The following is a 22,077-nucleotide window of genomic DNA, read 5'->3' on the forward strand; positions in this document are numbered from 1 at the left end:
GGTTTTCACATTAATATATGTTAGACGTAAAAAATATCAAGATTCCCGATTTCAGTTTCGTTAAGAAGAGATGGTTCATTATAACTGCAGCGAGCATCCTAGCGGTGTTGTCAATAGGTTTTATATGGGCGATGTCTGTGCGTGGGGATATGCTGAACAAGGCTGTTGCTAAGGTGCAGAAGAAATTGAAGGATGATTATGCTTTGAATTTTGAAGTCCAAAAGTATGAATTTGCAGGTTTGACCACCGTAGATTTTCAACGGGTAAAGCTGATTCCCGATAGTGCAGAACAACTGGCCTCTATCGATGAGTTCAAGGTGTCTGTTAAATTATTCCCCCTACTTTCAGGAACGGTACAGCTGGATGAATTAGACCTTAAAAACGCGGATATCACCTTGGTCAAGCATGATAGTACCGCCAATTATGATTTCCTGTTCCGCAAGAAGTCTGAAGTAGACAGTACCAAAGAAGTGACCGAAACCAAGACCTTGGCCGAAACCATTGATAACCTTTTGAAGAGAGCTTTTCAGGCCGTTCCGAATAATTTAAATTTAGAAAATGTTAGCCTATCCTTTCAAGATTCTTCTTCTACCCAAGTGGTAAAGATTCCTGAAGGGAAGATCGATGATGGCGACTATGATATCGATGTGTTCCTCAATGAACAGGAAGCAAAATGGAATTTTAAAGGGAACATCAATTCAAGCCGTCAGACGGCCAATGTAACCATATCATCGGATAATAAGGATGCGCAGATACCCTTTATTGGGAGGCGTTTTGGCTTGAATGTGAGTTTTGATGAATTGAGTTTCCATCTGGATAATGTGGCTCGGAAGGGCAAGGAAAGTTTGGAGATGCTAGGTGGGGTCAGTGCCAAGAATTTAAGGGTGAACCACCATCGACTTTCCGAAGAAACCATTGTTTTGCCGGGTGGCTCGGCAGATGGGGGATTCCTGGTTTCTGAAAATACGATCGAATTGGTGCAAGGTACCAAAGTGGAGGTAAAGGATTTTTCCTTTCAGCCAAAACTGAAGTTTACCCGTAAACCGAAGAAGATATTGGAGATGGCCGTGCATACTGGTATGTTCAAGGCCCAAAATTTCTTTGATGCCCTTCCAGCGGGATTGTTTGAGAACCTGGATGGTATCCAAGTGGAAGGTGACATACAATATGACATGGATTTCAATGTGGACCTGGATGATCCGGATGATCTGAAGTTTGCCTCCAAGATCGATGATAAAAACCTAAAGGTCAAGAAATGGGGAAAAGCCGATATTGCAGCCCTAAATGGTCCATTTGTTTATGAGGCCTATGAGGATACCCTTAAGATGAGGGATATAAAATTGGATGTTTCCAATCCTAATTTTACGCCTTTGGATCAGATTGCTCCGATCTTGAAGAAAACGGTGTTGAATACGGAGGATCCGTTTTTCTATAAACATAATGGTTTTGAACTGGAGGCTTTCCAGCTTTCCATCGTGACCAACATCAAGGAGAGAAAATTTAAACGTGGAGCCAGTACAATCTCCATGCAGCTGATCAAGAACCTGTACTTGAACCGGAACAAGACCATGATGCGGAAGTTTGAGGAGATCCTGCTGGTATGGCTCATGGAGCAGTCCAAGCAGGTCAGCAAGGACCGCCTGTTGGAAGTATACCTGAATATCATCGAATGGGGTAAAAATGTATATGGCATAGCAGAAGCTTCAAAATATTATTTTGGCAAGAAGCCTTCAGAACTGACCATCGGCGAGAGCTTGTACCTGTCTAGCATTATTCCTAGACCGAAAACCGGCCTTTCATCCTTTGATTATACCGGCCACCTGAAACCTTGGGTGATGAAGCATTTCAATACCTATGGCTATATCATGAATAAAATGAACCAGCTGGAAGGGGAGAACGTTCCTGGAAATTATGGATTCTATCAAGTGGAACTTCAGCCTAACCTACGTCCGCCAAGACCTAAGGGTGTGCCTGATTCCATGATGAACCATGATGATATCAAGGATATGGTGGATGAAATCGATAGGGAAGAGCAAATCCGCAAATCCTTATTGGAGAAACTTTTTGGCAAGGGCAGTTCAGAACAAAACGATTAATCATGAAGAATATATTTATCGACGATTTGGAATTTGAGCTCATGATTGATTATGAGCAAATCCAGAAAAGGATCCGCTTGATTGGGATTGATATCAACCTGAGGTATGAAGACCAACATCCTGTATTTGTCGGCGTATTGAATGGCTGCTTTATGTTTATGGCCGACCTGATGAAGCAGGTGCATATTCCCTGTGAAATGTCTTTCGTGAAGTTGGCTTCCTATGCTGGGACCGACCAAGGCGAAATACATGAGCTGATAGGAGTGGGCATGTCGCTGGAAGGCAGGCATATCGTAATCGTGGAGGACGTGGTGGATTCGGGCCGTTCTCTGGTCCATACCATTGAAGCATTGGAGCGATTAGGGGTGGCCAGCATATCCGTTGCGACCTTGCTCTTAAAGCCCGATTGCCTCCTGTATTCCTTCGACAATATCATGTATGTGGGCTTTGAAATCGAGAAAGAATTTGTTGTAGGCTACGGATTGGACTATAATGGGCAATGCCGTAACCTTCAAAATATCTATAAAAATATCCCCCGTACCGGCGCTATCTAAAGCTGCATGTGGTTAGGTGGTCATTCACCATGCCAACGGCCTGCATATAGGCATAACAGGTGGTGGACCCAAAGAACTTGATGCCTCGTTTCTTAAGATCTTTAGCGATGCGGTCTGAAAGCTCCGTGGTTGCAACAGCATCCTGTAATGATTCCAGCTTGTTGATGATAGGTTTCTGGTCTGGAAGAAAGCTATATAGATAGTTATAAAAGCTTCCAAATTCCTTTTGGATATCCATAAAGGCTTTTGCGTTATGGATCGTGCTGTTTATTTTCAAGCGGTTCCTGATAATGCCCGGATCCTGCAATAGCCTTTCCACATCTTCCTCTGTATATTTCGCTATCTTCTTGTAATCAAAATTGGAGAAAGCCTTTTTGTAGCCCTCTCTTTTTCTCAGGATCGTAATCCAGCTTAGACCAGCCTGTGCAGACTCCAAGATCAGGAATTCAAACAGTACTTTGTCGTCTTTTACTGGTTTTCCCCACTCTTTGTCATGGTATTCTTGGTACAATTCATCCGTGCCACACCAGCCGCATCTTACAATTTCTTTTTTACTCATGTTTTCAATTTCTAAAGCAATTATTTTGTCCTAACTTTACGCCTTTCATGAAGCACATCAACAGATTTTATATGATATGGGTTTTAATTTTTAGCAGCATTTTCTTTGCTCCTAAAAGTTATGGCCAAACATTGCCTGTTGACTCCGTGCTGTTAGTGGATTCCGTTGCTATCAAAGACTCTCTTGCACGAGTGGCCATCTTTGAGTCCTTGGACAACAACCTTAAAAATAGTCAAATTATTCTTTTCCCGGATAAGGGAATCAATTATTTGAAAGTAGCCTATGATTCTACGCTGAAAAGAGGGAATCAAGATCTTTATTTCGGGATTGAAGAAGTAGGGAAGCACCATAAACAGTCTGCCTTGCAGGATGGGATCGAGAAGAGTAACAGGCCTGCATGGGTCCTGTTGATCGTATTCCTTTTGTTCTTGATGTTAGGGGTACTTCGGATTGTATTTCCGGTGGAGCTTAAGATTATAGTCGATGCCTATTACAAAGAGCGGTTATTGCTTCAGGTCAGTAAGGAAGATAACCTAGCGACTTCGTGGCCGTATATCTTTTTGTACGCCGTTTTTAGTTTGTCCCTGGGATTGTTTGTGGTGGTGATCATGTCAAGCTTCGGCGACAAAAATTATCTAACTTTTGAAAACTTCCTCAAGAACTCCGGTTTCATCGCTTTGCTGTTTATTGCAAAGATCCTGATCATCCGCTTTGTATCATTTGTATTTCAATTAGATAAAATTGTAAGGGAATATATTGCAATTCTTTACCTAGTTTATTTTAATAGCATGTTTTTCCTAATGCCCTTTTTGTTGGCTGTAGTGTTTATTCCTGCATATTATTTTCAAACTATCTCAATAATTTACATTTGTATTGTAATTATTTTATTCTCGTATAGGTTTATTAGGACTGCTTTTCACCTGTTCGGTCATTTCAAATTTTCTATTTTTTATTTAATTCTTTATCTTTGCAGTCTCGAATTAGCACCAATTTTGATATTAGTGAGGTCACTAAGTAATTAAGAAAGAGTATATGCAGATTGATGTAGAAAGATCCAAAAAAGTAAAGAGCATTTTAGTTACTTTACCAAAGCCTGAAAACGATAAATCTCCCTACTTCACACTAGCCGAGAAGTATAATTTAAAATTAGACTTCAGAGGGTTCATCCATGTTGAAGGCGTCTCTGCAAAAGATGTCAGAAAAGAGAAGGTTAATTTTGCAGATTTTTCTGCAGTCATTTTCACCAGTAAAAATGCAGTAGATCATTTCTTTAGGGTATGTGAGGAAATGCGATTTGAAGTTTCTGCGGAACTAAAATATTTCTGTATTTCTGAAACCATTGCCTTGTACCTTCAGAAATACATTCAATATCGTAAGCGCAAGATTTTCTTCGGAAAGCAAACCGCACAGGATCTTGAGGATGTCCTGAAAAAGCACAACAAAGAGAAATTCCTATTTCCTTGTTCTGACGTTGCCAATGAGGAAACTCAGCGCTGGTTGCAAGAAAATGGATATGATTTCACGCCAGCTGTGCTATTCAAAACAGTGATTTCGGACATCAAGGACTTGAAAGATGTTTTTTACGATATCATCGTGTTCTTCAGTCCTTCCAGTGTACAGTCCTTGTATGAGAACTTCCCTGATTTTGTACAGAACAACACCCGTGTCGCTGCATTTGGCGCTACTACTCAACAGGCATTATTGGAACATGGTCTGATCCTGGATATCCCAGCACCGACACCGAATGCTCCAAGTATGACAATGGCCATTGAGCAGTACATCAAACAGGTTAACAAGTAGGCAATTGCCCAAAATAATATTTAGGCTATCCTGAGAAGGGTAGCCTTTTTTTATGGTTTCCCGTAATGGGTCAACAAACCTTCTGTTTATCTCAGCTAAAACATCGTAAAGCGATTATCAAGAAACACTTACAAATTTGATATTTATCATTTTTTGATAAATATATTCTCCCTACATTACCAAAAAATAGTCATAAATATTCCCTTCATGTGGGTTGGGTATATTTATTGTAGAAATATTTTTTTTATGTTTGCATTAACTCAAAAATGGGAATATTGTGAAATTAAAACCTGTTAATAGTATATCTGGAATAGCTCCTAAAGATTTTGTTAGGGACTATCTGAATAAGAGTCAGCCTGTTATCATCAAGGACTTTATCAGTAAGGATAGCCCTTGTTGGAATAAGTGGAGCTACGACTATTTCAAGGAAATAGCGGGTAACGAAAAAATCGACGTTTATGGTCGGGAAGAGGAGTCACAAAACCATGCAGCAAGTCCTCCGGTTGGAAAGATGACCTTTGGAGAGTACTTGGATATGATCCGTAAAGAACCTACTGAGCTTCGTCTATTCTTGTTTAACCTTATGAAAATAAGACCTGAGCTGAAAAAAGACGTTATATTCAATGATGTTACAGGTGGCAAGGTCATCCAGTGGTTACCCTATATGTTCTTCGGTGGTGAAGGTTCTGCAACTAGGAACCACTTTGATATCGATATGTCCCATGTATTCATCTCGCAATTCCAAGGAGCAAAGCGTATCTGGTTATTCCCGAACAACCAGTCTGACCTTATGTATAAATTGCCTTATAACTTCCATAGCATTGCCAACTTGAAAAAGAGCGATGTAAAGGATTATCCAGGCTTAGAATTTTTAGATGGTTATGAAGCGGTAATCAATCCAGGTGAGACCTTGTATATGCCTGCTGGATGGTGGCATTATATCCAATATGAAACTGAGGGATATTCTATTTCTGTACGCGCTTTGGCGAATTCATTGAGCGAGAAACTGAAGGGTGCTAGGAACCTTTTCGTAACACGCCACTTTGATGACACCATGCGTAAGATCTTTAAAGATAAATGGCTCGATTATAAAATCGACACCGCAACCAAAAGAGCGAACAAAGCCATCAGAAAATATAAGAAATAAGCGAATAGCTATAAAAAGAGAAGGGTTCCAATCATGGATTGGAACCCTTCTCTTTTTAATTAAACAAACTATGGTGTTTCAAATCCATATTTCTTGTAGATCGCTTTTGCTTCATCAGATTTCATGAAATCCACAAAATCTTTTGCCGCTTGAGCTCTTGGAGCGTTTTTCATCTCAGCAATCATGTATGTTGCTCTGATATTCTGGTCATTTGGAATTTCAACCATCTCTACGGGATGATCTAATAGCTTTTGATATACGACCTCCGAATACCAAACTGGGGCTGCATCAACCTCTTTATAAAGGATTTTCATAGGGCTTTCCCTGTGATGAATCTTGGTTAAGTACGTTGAGCCATCAGCTACTTTATCCTTCATGATGGTTTTCTCCAATTGTTCGCCACCTAACTTTTTATAGACCGATACAATCTGTCTTCCTATTCCTTCCCATGCAGGGTTAGGCATGGCGATCTTCACATCTTTCTTGGCTAGATCTTGGACTGTTTTTACAGCTTTAGGATTTCCTTGAGGAACCATGATCGCTAATTTATTGTATGCATAGACCTCTGTTCTAGAGAAGTGGTTTTGCATACTGTCGATCCTGTTTTTACCAGCTGCATAAACATCAGGTTTATGGGTGATCCTCATATTTCCGATGGTGATTGATCCACCCTCTATCTGTTTGGCCAAGATGCCCGGAGGCAATGTTTCCACAAAGATCCTTTCATATTTAGGATGTTTCTTTTTGAAGGCGTCCAATAGATCATCCATGACCATAAATTGGTTTCCTGCAAAAAACACCACTAACTGAGGGTCTACGATATCACCAAACAGATCCGGGACATTGTCTATACCTGGAACGGTGAAATCAACTGCCGACTTTGGCGGCGTATTCCATGGTGGATCATATTGAAAAGGGTCTTGGGCAAATGCTTTGTTCATCAACAATATAACAGCAAGTAATAATATTCGTTTTAAATTCTTCATATATTCAATATTTCTACAATGGATTAAGGTGTATTATGGTTTTACGATTACCCAGCCTTCTGAAGCACGGATCACCAGTTCACCATTGCCACTCGGTACATAGCCGATAAAATCATATAACTGTTCTTTTTTCAGTTTTCTCTCATGCAGAGAGTTTGTACACTGAGCCACTGTGACTCCTTTATCGATCAGTTCTTTCAATGCTTCTTCATAGCCTGAGTCTTTTAACATCACTTCAGTACCGCCAGAGAAAGTTATCAACTCCACTTCGATCTTATCCTTTAAGCGTGGGTCATTCAAGACGTTCTTGATGTTCCTAAAAGCCTTTTTAACAACATCAGGATTGTTGCTGTCCAATTGATAGATGGCTTTATAGTGTTTATGGTGAGTCTCCGCGCCACTAAACTTGGCGTTTTCAATCAATTTGTTGTCAATTGATTTGCTTTGTGCCTTTACTAGGCTGCTAGTCATTAAAAATAGACTGCAAATAATAATTATATTTCTCATGCTTTTTAAAAATTAAAAGGTCCGTATTTATGTTGTTCTTCTGGTATTTTATCAGCGAATGGCGGATAAGGGCTGTCCTTTGGTTTCTTGCTCAGATCAGGATAGTCGTTTTCTTTATTCGCTTTCGAAGGCCTTTCAAAGGAATTGATGTAGGCCGCTACATCATATGCCTCTTCATCTGATAGGATAGGAGCGTCAGCACTTGCTCCCAATGGCATATTGCCCTTGATGAATTTAGCTGCGGTCAGCATTCTACCCATGCCCGCGCCATCATTGAATGAGTCGGAACCCCAAAGTGGAGGATATAAATAACCTTCCTCTGGTTCATCAGCTTTTTTAGGCAAACCAAGGCCGTTAGCTTGATGGCAGCTCATACATTGTGTCTTGAATACTGACTCCCCATGTTGTAGATCGGCCTTGCGGTCAGGAGCCTCTAGTTTCACGAAGCCTTGACCTTCTATCCTGCTTCCAACTTTAACATCTTTACTCAAGTGTTTGATATAACTCACGATGGCAATCATCTCCTTGCTCTCTGAGGGCAGTTTCTTGCCGTTCATGCTCCTTTCGAAGCAGCCATTGATTCTTTCCTCTATTGTTGCAACTTTGCCCTCACGGCCGCTATATATAGGGAATAAGGCGCTTAAGCCGATATAGGGGGCTGCATATTCCTTTGTTCCGCCATTAAGGTGACAACTGCCACAGGCAAGGTTATTGCCCGAAAACACCTCGCCATGCTTGTTGTTGGGACCCAGGTATTTGGGCGTTTCTTTGATTAATTTTTCCCCATAGGCGGCCATTTTCCCTTCCTCAGAATCAGGATAGGGCGCCATTTTAAAGTCTTTGATCAGGTTCACGGAATTGGTCGCCACGCTATCCTGCTTTTTGTCAGCAGCTAGTTTGGCCTTAAATATATTGGTGTTGAACCCCAATGCTTGCATGAGGACAACGAATACGATGAAAATAAATAAGCCTGCCACGATTTTTGTCTGTTTGGCAATCTTATTTACTTCCTTGAGAAGGTTTTGTGGTTTGTTTAAATCGTTTTCCATATGAACAAACTTAAGCTTGTTAATGGAGTCGCTAAAACGGTAAAATGTTATGGGCTATAACCTCAGGTTATCTTACTTTGTAAGTGATTGATTGATAAAGCGTATAAACTGTTTTGGAAGCCCTGACAGCTCCCCGTGAAGATGAACTAAATATAACTCTCTGTTGATTTCGAAGCCCTCAACTTCTATTTGTTTTAGAATTCCATTCTCCAATTCATTCTGAACGGCATATTTAGATAGAATCCCAATGGCATTACTATATCGTATATATTGTTTAATTGATTCTGAACTCGACATCTGTACCCGATTTACCAGATCCCTGGCATTGATATCATTTTCACTAAACTTCTGGAATACGATGTCATTCGTTCCAGAGCCAGGCTCCCTGAAGATAAACTCCTGTTTTTTGAGCTCATCCAAGCAGATAGGTGATTGCTTAAATAGGGGGTGGGTGGTTCTGGCTACCCATATCAACTGGTCATCCAGGATCTTGTTGTATTTCAGGGATTGGTCTTCTGCGATACCTTCCACAAAGCCCAAACCAATCTTCCTTTCATAGAGCCAGCGATCCACCTGAGCCGTATTGCCGGTAAACAGCTTGATGTTGATCAGCGGGTTCTGTTCAGAAAACTTGGCAATTAGCTTCGGTAAGATATATTGCGCAAGGGTTGTGCTGGCACCAATGACCAAGTTTCCACGGATTTGATTGTTGAGCAGCCCCAGCTTATAATCAGCCAATTCATATTCATGGATGATGACCTTCACCGATTCCATTAAGGTAGCACCAGCCTCAGTCAACAGGATTCTGCTGCCATTACGCAAAAATAGCGCCTGACCAATGGTATTCTCCAGTTCTTGAATATGTTTGGAAACTGCAGGTTGACTGATGTTTAGTTCTCTAGATGCTTTGGTAAAGCTTAAATCCCTCGCGGCATGATAAAAAACCTTGATCCTAAAATTGACTTCTAACATGAATATTCTTGCAAAATAAAGTTTTACCGTACTTAAGCCTCCTCTTCTGCCTTTTCTGCAACACTGTACTTATAAAACAAGGTGTACGGGTCTGAAGGATAAACTATAGCATCTGGATTATGTTTGAATGGTATCTCAGGATTGAACAATTCCTCTAATGTTTCTTTCAAGAATCCTATAAATACCTTCTTTTGATCCTCCAAGTTTAAGTTTTCAAAAACCAAACTACCACTTCTGTTCCTAAATAAGGTGCCATCTTCGCGCATACGTCTTGCAACATATAGATGAGGCTCCAATCCTTTCAGTCCTGAAACCTGTTCATAGACATAAGCGTAAAATAAGGTCTGCAATAAGGCTTTGTTTTCGGTGTTTTCGGCAAATACTTTATCCAAATTACCAAAAATAACTTGATCTGCCCCAGTTTTATAGTCCACAATCCGAAGTTTATGCTGTCCATTCTTCGTAACTACCTCATCCACACGGTCAATGATCCCAAATAGATTGATCATCTCAGGAGTGCCATTGATATTGATCTCGAAGTCCAAATGATAATCCACATCATTTTCCAATTCCACGATCTTGATCGATTCATATTGCTCCATATCATATTGCAGGTACATCTTGATGTATTCAGAAGATATTTTATGCATGATACGTTGCAAACTGTTCAGGTCTTCCAAGGTGTGCAATTCCGATTCATATTGCCTGCCGATTTCCTGAATTACGACCGTATCCACTTTTTCAAGTGCTTTCTCCAATTCCGAAGTTGGAACAAAATCTTTACGGTCTAATATAGCCGTTAGCAGATGTTCCATGCAGTTATGAATGACCGTCCCCAGTTTATTCATCTCAAACTCCTGAGATATGCTGGGTGGTTCTTTGATCTCAGCCACATATTTCAGGAAAAACTGCAACGGTGACATCAGGTAGGTAGTAAATGCCGATGCTGAAAGCGGTTTTTTATTGATGATATAGCTCTCATAAAGCTTGTTCCAAATCGCTCCTTTTTTCTCGATGACCAATTCCTGAGGTTGATTAGGAAACAATAAAGGCTGTTGTTGGATATGGTTGATGAAATTAAACTTAGTTTCAAACATCAACTGCTTGATGAACCTACTTTCCTCGCCCGTACTGCTTTCATCCACGATTCCGTTGTAGAACAGGTGTATATCATCGCTGTATTGGAAATGTCTATAAAATAAATAAGCAGAAAGAGCGTCCTGGTTTTCTAAAACAGGAAGTCCGTATGCCTTCCGTAAGTTATTCGGCAGAAAGGTAGGAGAGCTGGAAGTTTTCGGGAGAATTCCTTCATTGACCCCTAAAACATACACATGGTCAAAATTCAAACATCTACTTTCAAGCAGACCCATGATCTGCAATCCGTGAAGCTGATCCCCTTCAATAGCTGAATTGATCGGAGATAATGCTTTCTTGATCAAGCCAACTTGGAACAGCACGCTCAAGTTACCCAGCTTTTCAAAACCGAGGTGCATCTGATTCAATACCTTTTTGGTTTCGATCAAAAGGTTTGATTCGATCAGTTTGGTTCTTCCTTCCAAGGCAAGACTGCTCAACAGATCATCGATGATTTTGATCATTTGAGGGATAAGCTCTTCCGGATTATTTAGTTTTCTGAAGAAATGTGGAAGCGCTGAACCACTTACATCAATCTCAGCAATCGGAATTTCAAAAAGCTGCCTCTTGGCAGAATCCCGCTGTATATCTTGCTTCTGTTTCCGACTAACCTTGGTCATTGGATGGCTCAGGAAGGTCTCCAATAGCTGATAAGGTATTTTTTCCTTTTTCTGTTGAGTGATCAATAACTGCACTTCTGCCCATAGATCTAGCAATCCATAAATAGCTGATTGGATCAAGGGGTATCCTGTGGTAATATTGATGTCCATATTGGGTAGACTTTGCAGCAAGGGCACCAACAGACTTTCATCAGCCAACAGAATTGCTGCCGTTTCCTTATTGAAATCTATGTTCTTTACTGCCAGAACATCGTGCAGCAATTTTGCTTCACTGTTTTTTCCAAGGCTTTTGTATAGATTGACATCCGTATTCCGGTTGGCAATAAGATTTGGCGATTCTCCCAAGGCATTGACTAGGCCGGTATTAAATAAGTTCCGACGTAGGAATAAACCCGCCTCCTGAATTTTATCATCCAGGTAATGCGCATCCGCATCGAAGTAAAACAAAGCCAAACCCTCTTCCTGCCACTTTTTGAACAATTGTGCTTCAGCTCTGTTCAAGGCGTTGAAACCTACAAAAAGCACTTTCTTGTGCTCTTTGATAAAGTCTTGATTCTCGGCTTTACCTTCGGCCAATTCCCGATATAGAATAGGGTAGTTGGTCTGCTTCTCGTTTTTTAATTTCTCCTGAAATGCTTTATATAGTTTTGGTAATCGCTTCCATAGCGCCAAAAAGCGCTGCTGAACGGCTGTATGGCCTTTCATGCTAAAGGATTTCCAAAACTGCTTGATGAATGACTGTTGCTCTTCCGTGAAATGTTGGAAATGAAGGTCTATTTCGGAGGTATCGAACAACTCCATATAGATCTGGTCTACCGGTACCAGATCATAGTCGATCTGCCCAAAATCACTTAAGATGATCTCCGCAATAGGGTAGAACTCCTCCAGGGTCTCTGGATCACGACCTTCCTTGGTCAATAATTCGTTGTGCAGTTCAAAAAGGTAGAAGAACTGACTTAATGCCGTTGCCTGCAAATTACTGCTTGATTGGGCAAAAAACTCCTGAATGGTAAAGAACTGTGGTGACCAAATGGCCTTTCCATATACATCTACCAAATGTTTTTTCAGATAGGTAATAGGCCTCTTATTATTGAATACAATGGCAATATCTGATATGTCTTGGCCAAACTCAGCCTGAATGTCTTCTGCAACGAGTCTTAAAAATGCTTTTTCCATGTTCTTTCCTTATTTCACCTCCACTAATTCTTTCGACTTAGCGTAGTATAGATAGCCTTTGATATGGCCGTAACCTACATTGCTCAATGCATTCATGTATCTTCCTACCTGCGTTTTATGATTGATATAATCTCCTTGAGTAAATTTAAAGTCCAATACGATGGTTTCCTGATCATTGGTAAACACCTTGTCCGGTCTTTGGGTACTGCCATCCTCCAGGATGATGCTCGATTCATTCCACACCTTATAATTTCCCGTCAACCATTGGTTAATGATTGGATGGTTCCAGATCTGCTGTATTTCTTCCAGGAGAAGGTCCTTCTCTTCCCTGGCCAAAATACCTTCCTCAATATATTGGTTTACCAGTTTGTCGATTTCCGATTCATCCTTTACCAGCGAAACGATCTCATGTGCCAGTACCCCATATTGTGCAGCCTTCTCCATCATCAAAATGGTGTTGATGTTCCTTGAGGTCGATTTTTCCAAAGCAGTTTCTAGCGCTAAAGATTGTGGATAATCCTTCAGTTCAATTTTTATGCTAGCTTGTTCAGTTTCCTTTTTCTTGCTTGACTGCTCAGCGGCTAATGGCTCATCCAAAAGAATAAATTCATTGTTCTCTAATCGGAATGGAGAATTGCTGGCAGATAGGACCTGAATCAAAAGGTCTGAAATAAAATCATTCTTGACCTCGGAACCTAATATCTCACCGGTTTTCTTGTCAACCTCATCTTTAAATTGAGGCGCAGTAATATAGAGATGGCTTTTTGCCCTTGTGGTTGCCACATAAAAAGTGTTTAGGGCATCCATATAGTTAAACAGCATCTCTTCAAAATATTGTTTGTAAAAGATCGACTTGCCTAAGGTTTGGGTATATTTTACAGGTATTTTTCCGAGTTCTGAAAAAGGAGAATCCATTACATCGATCCAAAAATCGCCATTGGTCATTCCATCCAGTTTCCAGGAAGAGAATGGGATCATCACCACCTCATAGGCCAATCCCTTAGATTTATGTATTGTACTGACCTCTATGGCATCGACCTTGCCACTCGACGGCAGTACAGCCCTTTCGCCATCCTCATCCCAATATTCCAGGAATTGTATGATTCCACGTTCCCCTTGGGTGGAGAAAGCCGTAGCGATATCCTTGAAGGCTAAAAGGTATGGTAAATGAATACTTCCTTCATTCCCTAATTGATAAACATCGATCAGTTTTTCCACCAGATGGACCAAAGGCATTTTTTGCAATTGACTCCATGAGTCTATCAATGTAAGCGGAAGCACATCCGACAGTTCCTTAATACTATTGTCCTTGAACTTCAGCCATATCGATTCCTCGAAGTTGGATTTCCCCTGCGCCAATTGGAAAAGATAAGCCATGTTGGCAAGGTGTAAAACGTGTTTCTCCGATTGAAAAACCAAAGACCTTAAGGTTTCAATGATCAGATTGACGGCATGGTTCGATATTAGACTTAGGGCGTCTCCAGAGATGACCTCAAAGTTGAGGTTCTCGGTGTTTTTGAAGCGCATCAGTTCTTGAATGACCAATTTTGCCTGCGCATTGCTCCTGACAAGGATCCCAATATCCGCTGGCTTATATTTTCCGGTCCTGATCCATTCGGCAATCTTGGAACAAAGGGCTTCTACCGAAGCCTCCATCACTTGATTGTTCCGCGCTCGACCATCACTGACAGGGAAAAAGGAGATTTCGATATTTCCCATGGGTTTGCCGTTCTGAAGCTTATGTTCAGGGATCAGTTGCCTGCTGTTTTGATAAGCTTTTTCAAGTAGGCTATTGTTGCCCGTAGCATTCCACCAAGTCATGCCTTCTTCGCCCAGACTTTCGCCAACTTTCTCGTTCAAAACTTGCTGCAATAGACTAGGGATCTTTTCGTATAGGTAGTTGTTGAAATTAATGATATTCGGAAGGCTGCGGAAATTAGTGTCCAACGTTCCGTTATCTATAAATTCATTTATTTGATTTTCCTTGAGGTGGAAATTCTGCGAAACCTGCTGGTCAATCTGTTGCAAAAGGATCCGCCAGTCCCCATTTCGCCAACGATAAATACTCTGTTTCACATCGCCTACCACTAGATGCTCAGCAATCTTGCCCGTAGCATCAGCAAGGGCATTTAGGAGCAATGGGCTATAGTTTTTCCATTGTATGCGTGAAGTGTCCTGAAACTCATCAAACAGGAAATAATTGTATCGGTTGCCAATCTTCTCCCAGATAAAGGTCGGGTCACTGTGTTCATCTAAACCCAATTTGTTTAGCAGTATCTGCGCATCCGAGATCAATTGTGCAGAGTTTTCCTTTCTCCATTGACTCAGTAGGTCACTCATTTCCTTGAGCAACCTCAGGAAATACAGGTTGGTCTGTACGGCTTGGTAAGCAATATAATTTGCAAAATGCTGCTGTAGGGAAAGGATGGCGTCCAATGCCGGACGGATGCCCTGCATGTATTCATACCTAACCTCCTTTTTATCGTCAATATAATGCTCTTCATTATCCAACAAAACCAAAAACTTGTCAAATATCTTTTCCTGGATATCAGAGGTAGAAATCTTTTTGGGGTCTATGTTGATCTTGCTGGCCGCTACGAGTCTGTTTCTGGACTTTCCCTTCATTTCTGAATCATCAACCCCCAATCGGCGATATTCAGCTTTGAAAGTTTCTATTCCTTGAACCAAGGCATCCAAAAAGGCATTCGTCTTTTCATCAATTTCTTTGTTGAGCAGGTTGAAGATCCTGTCTGTATCAGCAGAAATCATAAAACTGTCAAACTCCTGGAAGTTCTCCGAGAAAATCAACCCTGCCAAACCCATTAACTGCTGTCGGTAGTTCCAGTTCTCATTCTTCCCGATCTTCTGTTCAGCATAGTTGATGATCCATTCCAACAGGTCAGGTCTTTCATCCAATAGTTGGTTTAGCATAACGGTCAGGTCACGCTTCACTTTGTTGGTGTTCATCTCGATGGCATAGCCAGAATCGAGGTTCAGTTCGTAGGTAAAACTACGGATCACCTTTTGCGAAAACCCGTCAATGGTACTTACCGAGAAATGGCTGTAGTCATGGAGGATCCTCCTGTAGATCCGATTGGCTTTTTCCTGAATGCTTACAGGGTCCCATTGCGTGTTCTGCTGCAATAATTGCTGTCTGTACTGCTCAATGTCATCTGCTGTACTGCCGATTGCCAAGCCATGAAGGACGGACATGATACGGCCTTTCATTTCGGCTGTAGCCTTGTTGGTAAAGGTAACGGCGAGGATTTCCCGATAGCTGCTCTCTTTTGATAGCAACAGGGTCAGGTAATGTACGGTGAGAGAAAATGTTTTTCCAGATCCAGCGGAAGCTTTTACAATCCTTAAAGGAGCAATTCTTTGCATAAGATGTCAATGGTTTGAAGTATCTGAATATCGGTATTATTAGGAGATTACTCAAATCTTTTTCAAGATTATAGCTCGGAAGGAGGGCATATTTTACAGATAAAACAGCTTTAAATTCTCTATTGTATTAATTGATAATACTTTGTATCTTTGCGTCCCCTCCTGCATGAAGCAACGGGGGATATGTTGAATACATAAATAAAGAAAAAACATGGCAACTAAAATCAGATTGCAGAGACACGGTAAAAAAGGAAAACCTTTTTACCACGTAGTAGTAGCAGACGGCCGTTCACCACGTGATGGTAAGTTCATCGAGCGTTTAGGTTCTTACAACCCAAACACTAACCCAGCAACTATCGTTTTGGATTTCGAAAAAGCGTTAGACTGGATGAACAAAGGTGCCCAACCTACTGACACAGTTCGCGCTATCCTTTCTTACAAAGGTGTTTTATACAAAAAACACTTACAAGGCGGTGTGAAAAAAGGAGCTTTTGATGAAGCTAAAGCTGAAGAACTTTTCACTAAATGGGCTGAAGGTAAAGATGCTCAAATCGAAGGAAAGAAATCAGGCTTAGCGAAATCTAAAGATGAGACTAAGAAAGCTGCTTTAGCTGCTGAAGCTAAGAAAAAAGAAGACAGAGCTGCTGCTATCGCTGCTAAAAACGCTCCTGTTGCTGAAGAAACAGCTACAGAAGAAGCAGAAGAAGCTGCTGATGCTACTGAAAACACTGAAGAAACTGAAGGATAATCTCTTCATAAAGTATTCAAAATGGCCGGATCATTCTATGAACCGGCTTTTTTGTTCCCATTTTATCTTGATTTTACATCCCTAAAATCCCAACAGAAAAAGAATTCCGTATTTTTGGAAATTAATTTGTGAATATGACGAAAGATCAATGTTTTTATATCGGTTATGTCAGTAAAACCCGAGGGTTGAAGGGTGAACTGCAACTGTTTTTTGAATTTGATAACTATATGGACCTTGATCTGGATGTAGTTTTCTTGGAGATGGACAAGAAATTGGTGCCATTCTTTGTAGAAAAGGTCAAATTTCACAATAACAGCACAGCTTATGTCAACTTTGAAGATGTTGACCATATTGACAAAGCCCAACCTTTATTGAGAAAGCAAATCTACCTGCCAAACGATAAAATGCCAGAACGTGATCCCGATGATTTTACCTATCATGATCTGGTAGGTTATACCGCCATTGAGGAAGACGAAGGCGAATTGGGCGAAATTACCCATGTCCAAGAGATGCCACAGCAATTTATCGCAACCGTAGATATCGATGGCCGAGACGCCATGTTTCCCCTTAATGAGGACTTCATCGTCGGCATAGACCCCGAAGAAAAGATTATCGTATTGAACCTTCCTGAAGGTTTGATAGATATGTACCTAGAAGATTAATAAGATATTTTGAAAAGAGAATGGGCGTTTCATAAACGCCCATTTTTTTATGATCATACCTTCTTCCATTCATTTATATGTCCCATCCATCCAACCCTGATTCCTTCTGATTCAATGCCATCCGCAAAGTTTTTTCTTGAAACATTTTGAGATTACCTTGCTATTGACGATATTAGCCCTCGCTTATAGAGAAAGGCAGAGGGACTAGACCCGCTGAAGCCTTAGCAACCTGACACCAGTCAAGGTGCTACATTCTACCCCCAAAATGGGAAAGATAAGCCAAAGAATCAGTGTTCACTGTGTTCTCTCTAAGCCTTAATATATTTTTATGAAAATCGTAGATCACATCAAGAACGCGAAAGGCAAGACCTTATATTCTTTTGAGCTGTTACCTCCTGCTAAAGGGCAGGGTATCCAAAGTATCTTCCAAACGATGGATGAACTGATGGAATTCAAACCTCCCTTTATCGATGTGACGTACCACCGTGAGGATTACCTGTACAAACAACATGCTAACGGATTGTTGGAAAGGGTATCCTATAGAAAAAGACCTGGTACGGTAGCCATCTGTGCTGCCATCATGAGTAAATATAAAGTTGATGCGGTTCCGCATCTGATCTGCGGTGGTTTCACCAAAGAAGAAACTGAAAACGCACTTATCGACCTGAACTTCTTAGGTATCGATAATGTATTGGTGCTGAGAGGTGATGCCAGAAAAGGTGATGCCGACTTTATCCCAACCGCTGGAGGACATGCTTATGCAACCGACCTATTGCGACAAGTGGTGGATATGAACGAAGGTTCCTACCTACATGAAGATATAGGCTCATCCGAAAAGACCAATTTCTGTATCGGCGTTGCCGGATACCCCGAGAAACATTTTGAATCACCTAACTTCAATACCGATTTTAAATGGTTGAAGAAAAAGGTAGAAATGGGAGCTGAATTTATCGTTACCCAAATGTTTTTTAACGTAGAAAAATATAAGGAATTTGTGACGAAGTGTAGGGAAAATGATATTCATGTTCCTATTATTCCGGGACTGAAGCCGTTGACAACCAAGAAGCAATTGATTACCCTTCCTCGGATTTTCCACTTGGATATTCCAGAAGACCTAAGCGATGCCGTGGAATCCTGTAAAACCAATGCGGATGTTAGGCGAGTTGGCGAAGAATGGCTAGTACAGCAATGTAAGGAATTAATAGACTTTGGAGTTCCAGTACTGCATTTCTACACCATGAGTAATCCTGGACCTACTAAAAATATCGTTGAAAAATTAGTGTAATTAAATTGACTAACTCTAAAATAAGAACAAAGGGCGGATGATTTCATTCGCCTTTTGTCGTTTATCATGAGGAGAGTTTTTTAACCAATATAGCAGTCTCATTCGAGACAGCTTCGAGACAGCTTCGAGAATGACTTGGATAAAATTCTATTCATTTTGCGAGTTTTCGGAATGTGGGTAAAACAAATCCAAATAAAGCTCCTGAAAATCCAGCAATGATAAGGCCTTTTTGGAAGAAAGAGAGCAGCCGTATTCCATGTTAAATAATGTTAATCACAAATGTGGGAGATAATTCTTTTTTAAATTTAAATCACATTTATTACCTACTATTATGAACTATAGCAAAATCAACAATCTTCTCGGCTGGCTATGTGCTGTTATTGCGTTTGTATTGTATGCATTCACTGTGGATCAATCCATCAGTTGGTGGGATACCGGTGAGTTTATTGCGGCATCGGATAAGCTGGAAATTGTACATCAACCTGGGGCACCCTTGTTTCTCTTGGTTCAGAACCTGTTTTCAAACCTTGCTCTTGGAAATAAGGAACATATTGCACTTTGGATGAATTTAGGTTCGGCATTTTGTTCAGCCTTGACCATTATGTTTTTGTTTTGGACCATTACAGCCTTGGCAAGAAAACTGCTTTTAGGAAAGTCAGAAGGGAATAGCCTCCAAAATCTGCAGATTTTCGCTGCTGGAGCGGTAGGAGCTCTGGCATATGCCTTTACAGATTCCTTTTGGTATTCTGCTGTGGAGTCAGAGGTCTATGCCATGTCTTCACTTTGTACCGCCATTGTATTTTGGTTGGCGTTGAAGTGGGAGAGAAGGGCAGATGAACCGGATTCCAATAAATGGCTATTGCTGATTGCCTATGTGATGGGACTATCCATCGGAGTTCATCTGTTGAATTTATTGACGATTCCAGCCATAGCACTCCTGATCTATTTCAGGAAGTCTAAGCAGGTGACCTGGAAAGGTGCAATTAAATCCTTTGCTTGGGGAGTTCTCGCCTTAGCCTTTATTCTTTGGGGAGTGATCCAATATTCTGTAAAGATAGCAGCAGGATTTGATCTCTTCTTCGTTAATACATTGGGTATGCCATTTGGTTCAGGCATTGTTCTGTTTGTCCTGCTCTTAGTTTCAGCAGCGGTTTTCGGCATTATGTATTCGATCAGAAAGAACAAGCCTATCCTAAATCTCTTGATTTTAGGTACTTGTTTGGTCTTTTTCGGGTTCACGTCCTTTAGTATGATAATAATCCGTGCTCAAACGAATATTACACTGAACAATAATGCTCCTGATAATGCATATTCCTTTTTGGGCTATTTGAGCAGGGAACAATACCAATCTGAACCCCTGTTTAAGGGACCGACCTTCAATTCAAAAATAACGGATGTTAAGGAATCCGTAGGTTATAGGAAGGATACCGAGCAATATGAGCAATATGAAAATGTCAAAGGCTATAAATACGACAAGGAAGTATTGTTCCCGAGGTTGTACAGCCAAAAGCATACTGAATTCTATAAACAATATTTGAATCTACAAGATGGGGAGGATCCAACCTTTCTGGATAATATGAAGTTCTTTTTCAATTATCAGGTAGGTCATATGTATTCCCGTTATTTCATGTGGAATTTCGTGGGCAGACAGAATGATACACCTAGCCAAGGCGAGTTGACTGCTGGCAATTGGATTTCAGGGATTGGTTTTTTGGATGAACTGCGTTTGCCGGGAATGGATGCCATTTCTGATCGTATGAAAGAAGATCCAAGTAGGAATACCTACTTCTTCCTTCCCCTACTGCTCGGATTTGCCGGCTTGATCTGGCAAGCAAAGCGAAGCAAAAGGGACGCCAGCATTGTTGGTCTATTGTTCTTCTTTACTGGATTAGCTATTGTGCTGTATTTAAATCAAACACCGCTACAGCCGCGAGAGCGTGATTATTCCTATGCAGGTTCGTTTTATGTATTTGCTATATGGATCGGTTTAGGAGTCCTGGGTTTGATTGATTTTATGCAAAAAAGGAGCAAACTTTCCATGAAGGCAATTACCTATTCTGCCGTTGGATTTGCTATGCTTGCTGGCCCTATATTGTTGGTCAAGGAGAATTGGGACGACCATGACCGTTCTGGTCGTCATATGACGAGGGAAGTGGCCTTGAATACCTTGAACTCCTGTGAGCCCAATGCCATATTGTTCACCTATGCTGATAATGACACTTTCCCATTATGGTATCTACAGGAAGTAGAGGGAATCCGGACAGATGTCAGGGTCTTGAATTATGGCTACCTAGGCTCGGATTGGTATGTAAAGCAGGCGATGGAGGGTGTCAATCAATCCAAGGCTTTGCCGATCGCATTCGACTTTAATAAAGTAAAAAAGGGTGTTCGTGACGTGATTCAGGTGGTTGACCTAGGAATTGAAGGCTATACAGATGTGGATCAATTGCTGGATGTGATGCTTTCGGACGATAATAGGAACAAGCTGGAAACAAGTGATGGCAGTTTTGTAAATGTGATGCCGACGAAAAAGCTCCAACTTAAGATAGATAAGGAGAAAGCCTTGAAAAATGCCAATATTCCAGCGGAATGGCAGCAGTTTATCCCAGAGCACATGCAATGGGAGCTCAAGGAAAATCTGGTGACCCGAGCAGACTTAAGCTTGATGTCCATTTTGGTCAATAACAATTGGGAAAGGCCAATTTACTTTGTCTCCTTGAGTGCACCGGCAATCTCCATGGGCATGGATAAATACCTTGCTTCAGAGGGCTTGGTCAGCAAACTGATGCCTGTAGATATGGGGCAGTCTTCAAATGGCAACGGACTGATCAATGCAGATAAGATTTACGATAATGCCATTCATAAATTTGAATGGTCCAATATTAATACGTTGAAGCATTTCGATGTTGATTCCAACCAATACTATGAGGGATGGATCTACCCTAATGTCTATACAGATGGTATGCAAGCCTTGGTTAATCAAGGAAAGTTAGATGAGGCAAGGGAATTGGCCTTGCAAGCCTATGATTTTCAACCGAGGGAGACCAAAAGCATGCGACAGACCTACTACAATACTGTACTTGTGGACACCTTGCTGAAGGTAAAGGAAGTCGATAGAGCAAAGATGTTGGCGGGTAGGCAATTGGAGGCCATTAAGGAAAATTTGGACTATCAATTGGCAATCTATCAAAAAGCAAAAAGGGGGTATGATTCCATTTCCATTCAGTTGGGATTGGCGGCATTAGACCAGTATGTTCCGATCTTGAAAGAATTGGGAGATGAACGGTTGATGGCTGAAGCCTCCCGAATGGACAAGAAATACAAGGCCGTGTGGTTGTAAAACTATCGGGCCATAAAAAAAGGACAAGAAATTTACTTGTCCTTTTTTTATGCCTTAA

16 protein-coding genes and 1 riboswitch are annotated in these 22,077 nt (G+C 41.0%); of the genes, 9 read left to right on the forward strand and 7 right to left on the reverse strand.

The window, feature by feature from the left end; genetic code table 11:
• Positions 1 to 17: 17 nt before the first annotated feature.
• Together ACWIB3_RS13695 and ACWIB3_RS13700 are read left to right on the forward strand one after the other, a co-directional pair.
• Positions 18 to 2,096 carry a transglycosylase domain-containing protein gene (locus ACWIB3_RS13695; protein ID WP_313511891.1) on the forward strand — a complete coding sequence of 693 codons (2,079 nt, stop codon included), beginning with the start codon at positions 18 to 20 and terminating at the stop codon, positions 2,094 to 2,096.
• A 2-nt stretch (positions 2,097 to 2,098) separates the two neighbouring features.
• Positions 2,099 to 2,650 (forward strand): phosphoribosyltransferase, encoded by a 552-nt coding sequence (locus ACWIB3_RS13700; protein WP_185213930.1) that lies wholly within the window; start codon positions 2,099 to 2,101, stop codon positions 2,648 to 2,650.
• On the opposite strand, the gene ACWIB3_RS13705 is transcribed toward ACWIB3_RS13700, so the two are convergent.
• Complete coding sequence (locus tag ACWIB3_RS13705) at positions 2,643 to 3,209, reverse strand: DNA-3-methyladenine glycosylase I (protein WP_313189482.1); 567 nt, start codon at positions 3,207 to 3,209, stop codon at positions 2,643 to 2,645. The genes ACWIB3_RS13700 and ACWIB3_RS13705 overlap by 8 nt on opposite strands.
• Before the next feature lie 71 nt (positions 3,210 to 3,280).
• Between ACWIB3_RS13705 and ACWIB3_RS13710 the strand changes: the two genes are divergently transcribed.
• From ACWIB3_RS13710 to ACWIB3_RS13720, 3 genes are all read left to right on the forward strand, one after another.
• Complete coding sequence (locus ACWIB3_RS13710) at positions 3,281 to 4,231, forward strand: DUF4271 domain-containing protein (RefSeq protein WP_313189481.1); 951 nt, start codon at positions 3,281 to 3,283, stop codon at positions 4,229 to 4,231.
• 10 nt (positions 4,232 to 4,241) lie between these two features.
• Complete coding sequence (locus ACWIB3_RS13715; RefSeq protein ID WP_185213933.1) at positions 4,242 to 5,009, forward strand: uroporphyrinogen-III synthase; 768 nt, start codon at positions 4,242 to 4,244, stop codon at positions 5,007 to 5,009.
• A gap of 277 nt (positions 5,010 to 5,286) precedes the next feature.
• A complete protein-coding gene (locus ACWIB3_RS13720) occupies positions 5,287 to 6,156 on the forward strand; it encodes a cupin-like domain-containing protein (RefSeq protein ID WP_093101040.1) in 870 nt (289 codons plus the stop codon).
• A 68-nt stretch (positions 6,157 to 6,224) separates the two neighbouring features.
• Here the strand turns inward: ACWIB3_RS13720 and ACWIB3_RS13725 are convergent, their stop codons facing one another.
• The 6 genes from ACWIB3_RS13725 to ACWIB3_RS13750 form a co-directional block, all read right to left on the reverse strand.
• On the reverse strand, positions 6,225 to 7,142 hold the full coding sequence (locus tag ACWIB3_RS13725; protein WP_313189480.1) for a molybdate ABC transporter substrate-binding protein: 918 nt from the start codon (positions 7,140 to 7,142) through the stop codon (positions 6,225 to 6,227).
• A 33-nt stretch (positions 7,143 to 7,175) separates the two neighbouring features.
• The gene (locus tag ACWIB3_RS13730) at positions 7,176 to 7,613 is read right to left on the reverse strand and encodes a DsrE family protein (RefSeq protein ID WP_454291891.1); all 438 of its coding nucleotides are present in this window, start codon (positions 7,611 to 7,613) and stop codon (positions 7,176 to 7,178) included.
• 41 nt (positions 7,614 to 7,654) lie between these two features.
• Complete coding sequence (locus ACWIB3_RS13735) at positions 7,655 to 8,698, reverse strand: c-type cytochrome (protein WP_313189478.1); 1,044 nt, start codon at positions 8,696 to 8,698, stop codon at positions 7,655 to 7,657.
• 72 nt (positions 8,699 to 8,770) lie between these two features.
• Positions 8,771 to 9,670: a LysR substrate-binding domain-containing protein gene (locus tag ACWIB3_RS13740; RefSeq protein ID WP_185213937.1), complete on the reverse strand. Its 900-nt coding sequence runs from the start codon at positions 9,668 to 9,670 to the stop codon at positions 8,771 to 8,773.
• Positions 9,671 to 9,702: 32 nt separating this feature from the next.
• Positions 9,703 to 12,600: a PD-(D/E)XK nuclease family protein gene (locus ACWIB3_RS13745; protein WP_313511887.1), complete on the reverse strand. Its 2,898-nt coding sequence runs from the start codon at positions 12,598 to 12,600 to the stop codon at positions 9,703 to 9,705.
• Between the two features lie 9 nt (positions 12,601 to 12,609).
• Entirely contained in the window at positions 12,610 to 15,984 is a 3,375-nt protein-coding gene (locus ACWIB3_RS13750; protein ID WP_313189476.1) for a UvrD-helicase domain-containing protein, read from the reverse strand.
• 211 nt (positions 15,985 to 16,195) lie between these two features.
• On the opposite strand from ACWIB3_RS13750, the gene ACWIB3_RS13755 reads away from it, so the two are divergent.
• The 4 genes from ACWIB3_RS13755 to ACWIB3_RS13770 all read left to right on the forward strand — a co-directional run bounded on the left by ACWIB3_RS13755 (position 16,196) and on the right by ACWIB3_RS13770 (position 22,019).
• Complete coding sequence (locus ACWIB3_RS13755; RefSeq protein ID WP_185213940.1) at positions 16,196 to 16,732, forward strand: 30S ribosomal protein S16; 537 nt, start codon at positions 16,196 to 16,198, stop codon at positions 16,730 to 16,732.
• Between the two features lie 134 nt (positions 16,733 to 16,866).
• Positions 16,867 to 17,394 carry a ribosome maturation factor RimM gene (rimM, locus tag ACWIB3_RS13760; protein ID WP_185213941.1) on the forward strand — a complete coding sequence of 176 codons (528 nt, stop codon included), beginning with the start codon at positions 16,867 to 16,869 and terminating at the stop codon, positions 17,392 to 17,394.
• A 180-nt stretch (positions 17,395 to 17,574) separates the two neighbouring features.
• Positions 17,575 to 17,675: riboswitch (SAM riboswitch) on the forward strand.
• 47 nt (positions 17,676 to 17,722) lie between these two features.
• A complete protein-coding gene (locus tag ACWIB3_RS13765; protein WP_185213942.1) occupies positions 17,723 to 18,679 on the forward strand; it encodes a methylenetetrahydrofolate reductase in 957 nt (318 codons plus the stop codon).
• Between the two features lie 331 nt (positions 18,680 to 19,010).
• Entirely contained in the window at positions 19,011 to 22,019 is a 3,009-nt protein-coding gene (locus tag ACWIB3_RS13770) for a glycosyltransferase family 117 protein (RefSeq protein ID WP_313189475.1), read from the forward strand.
• Positions 22,020 to 22,077: the final 58 nt, after the last annotated feature.

It is taken from the genome of Sphingobacterium sp. NPDC055431 (genome assembly GCF_053644255.1).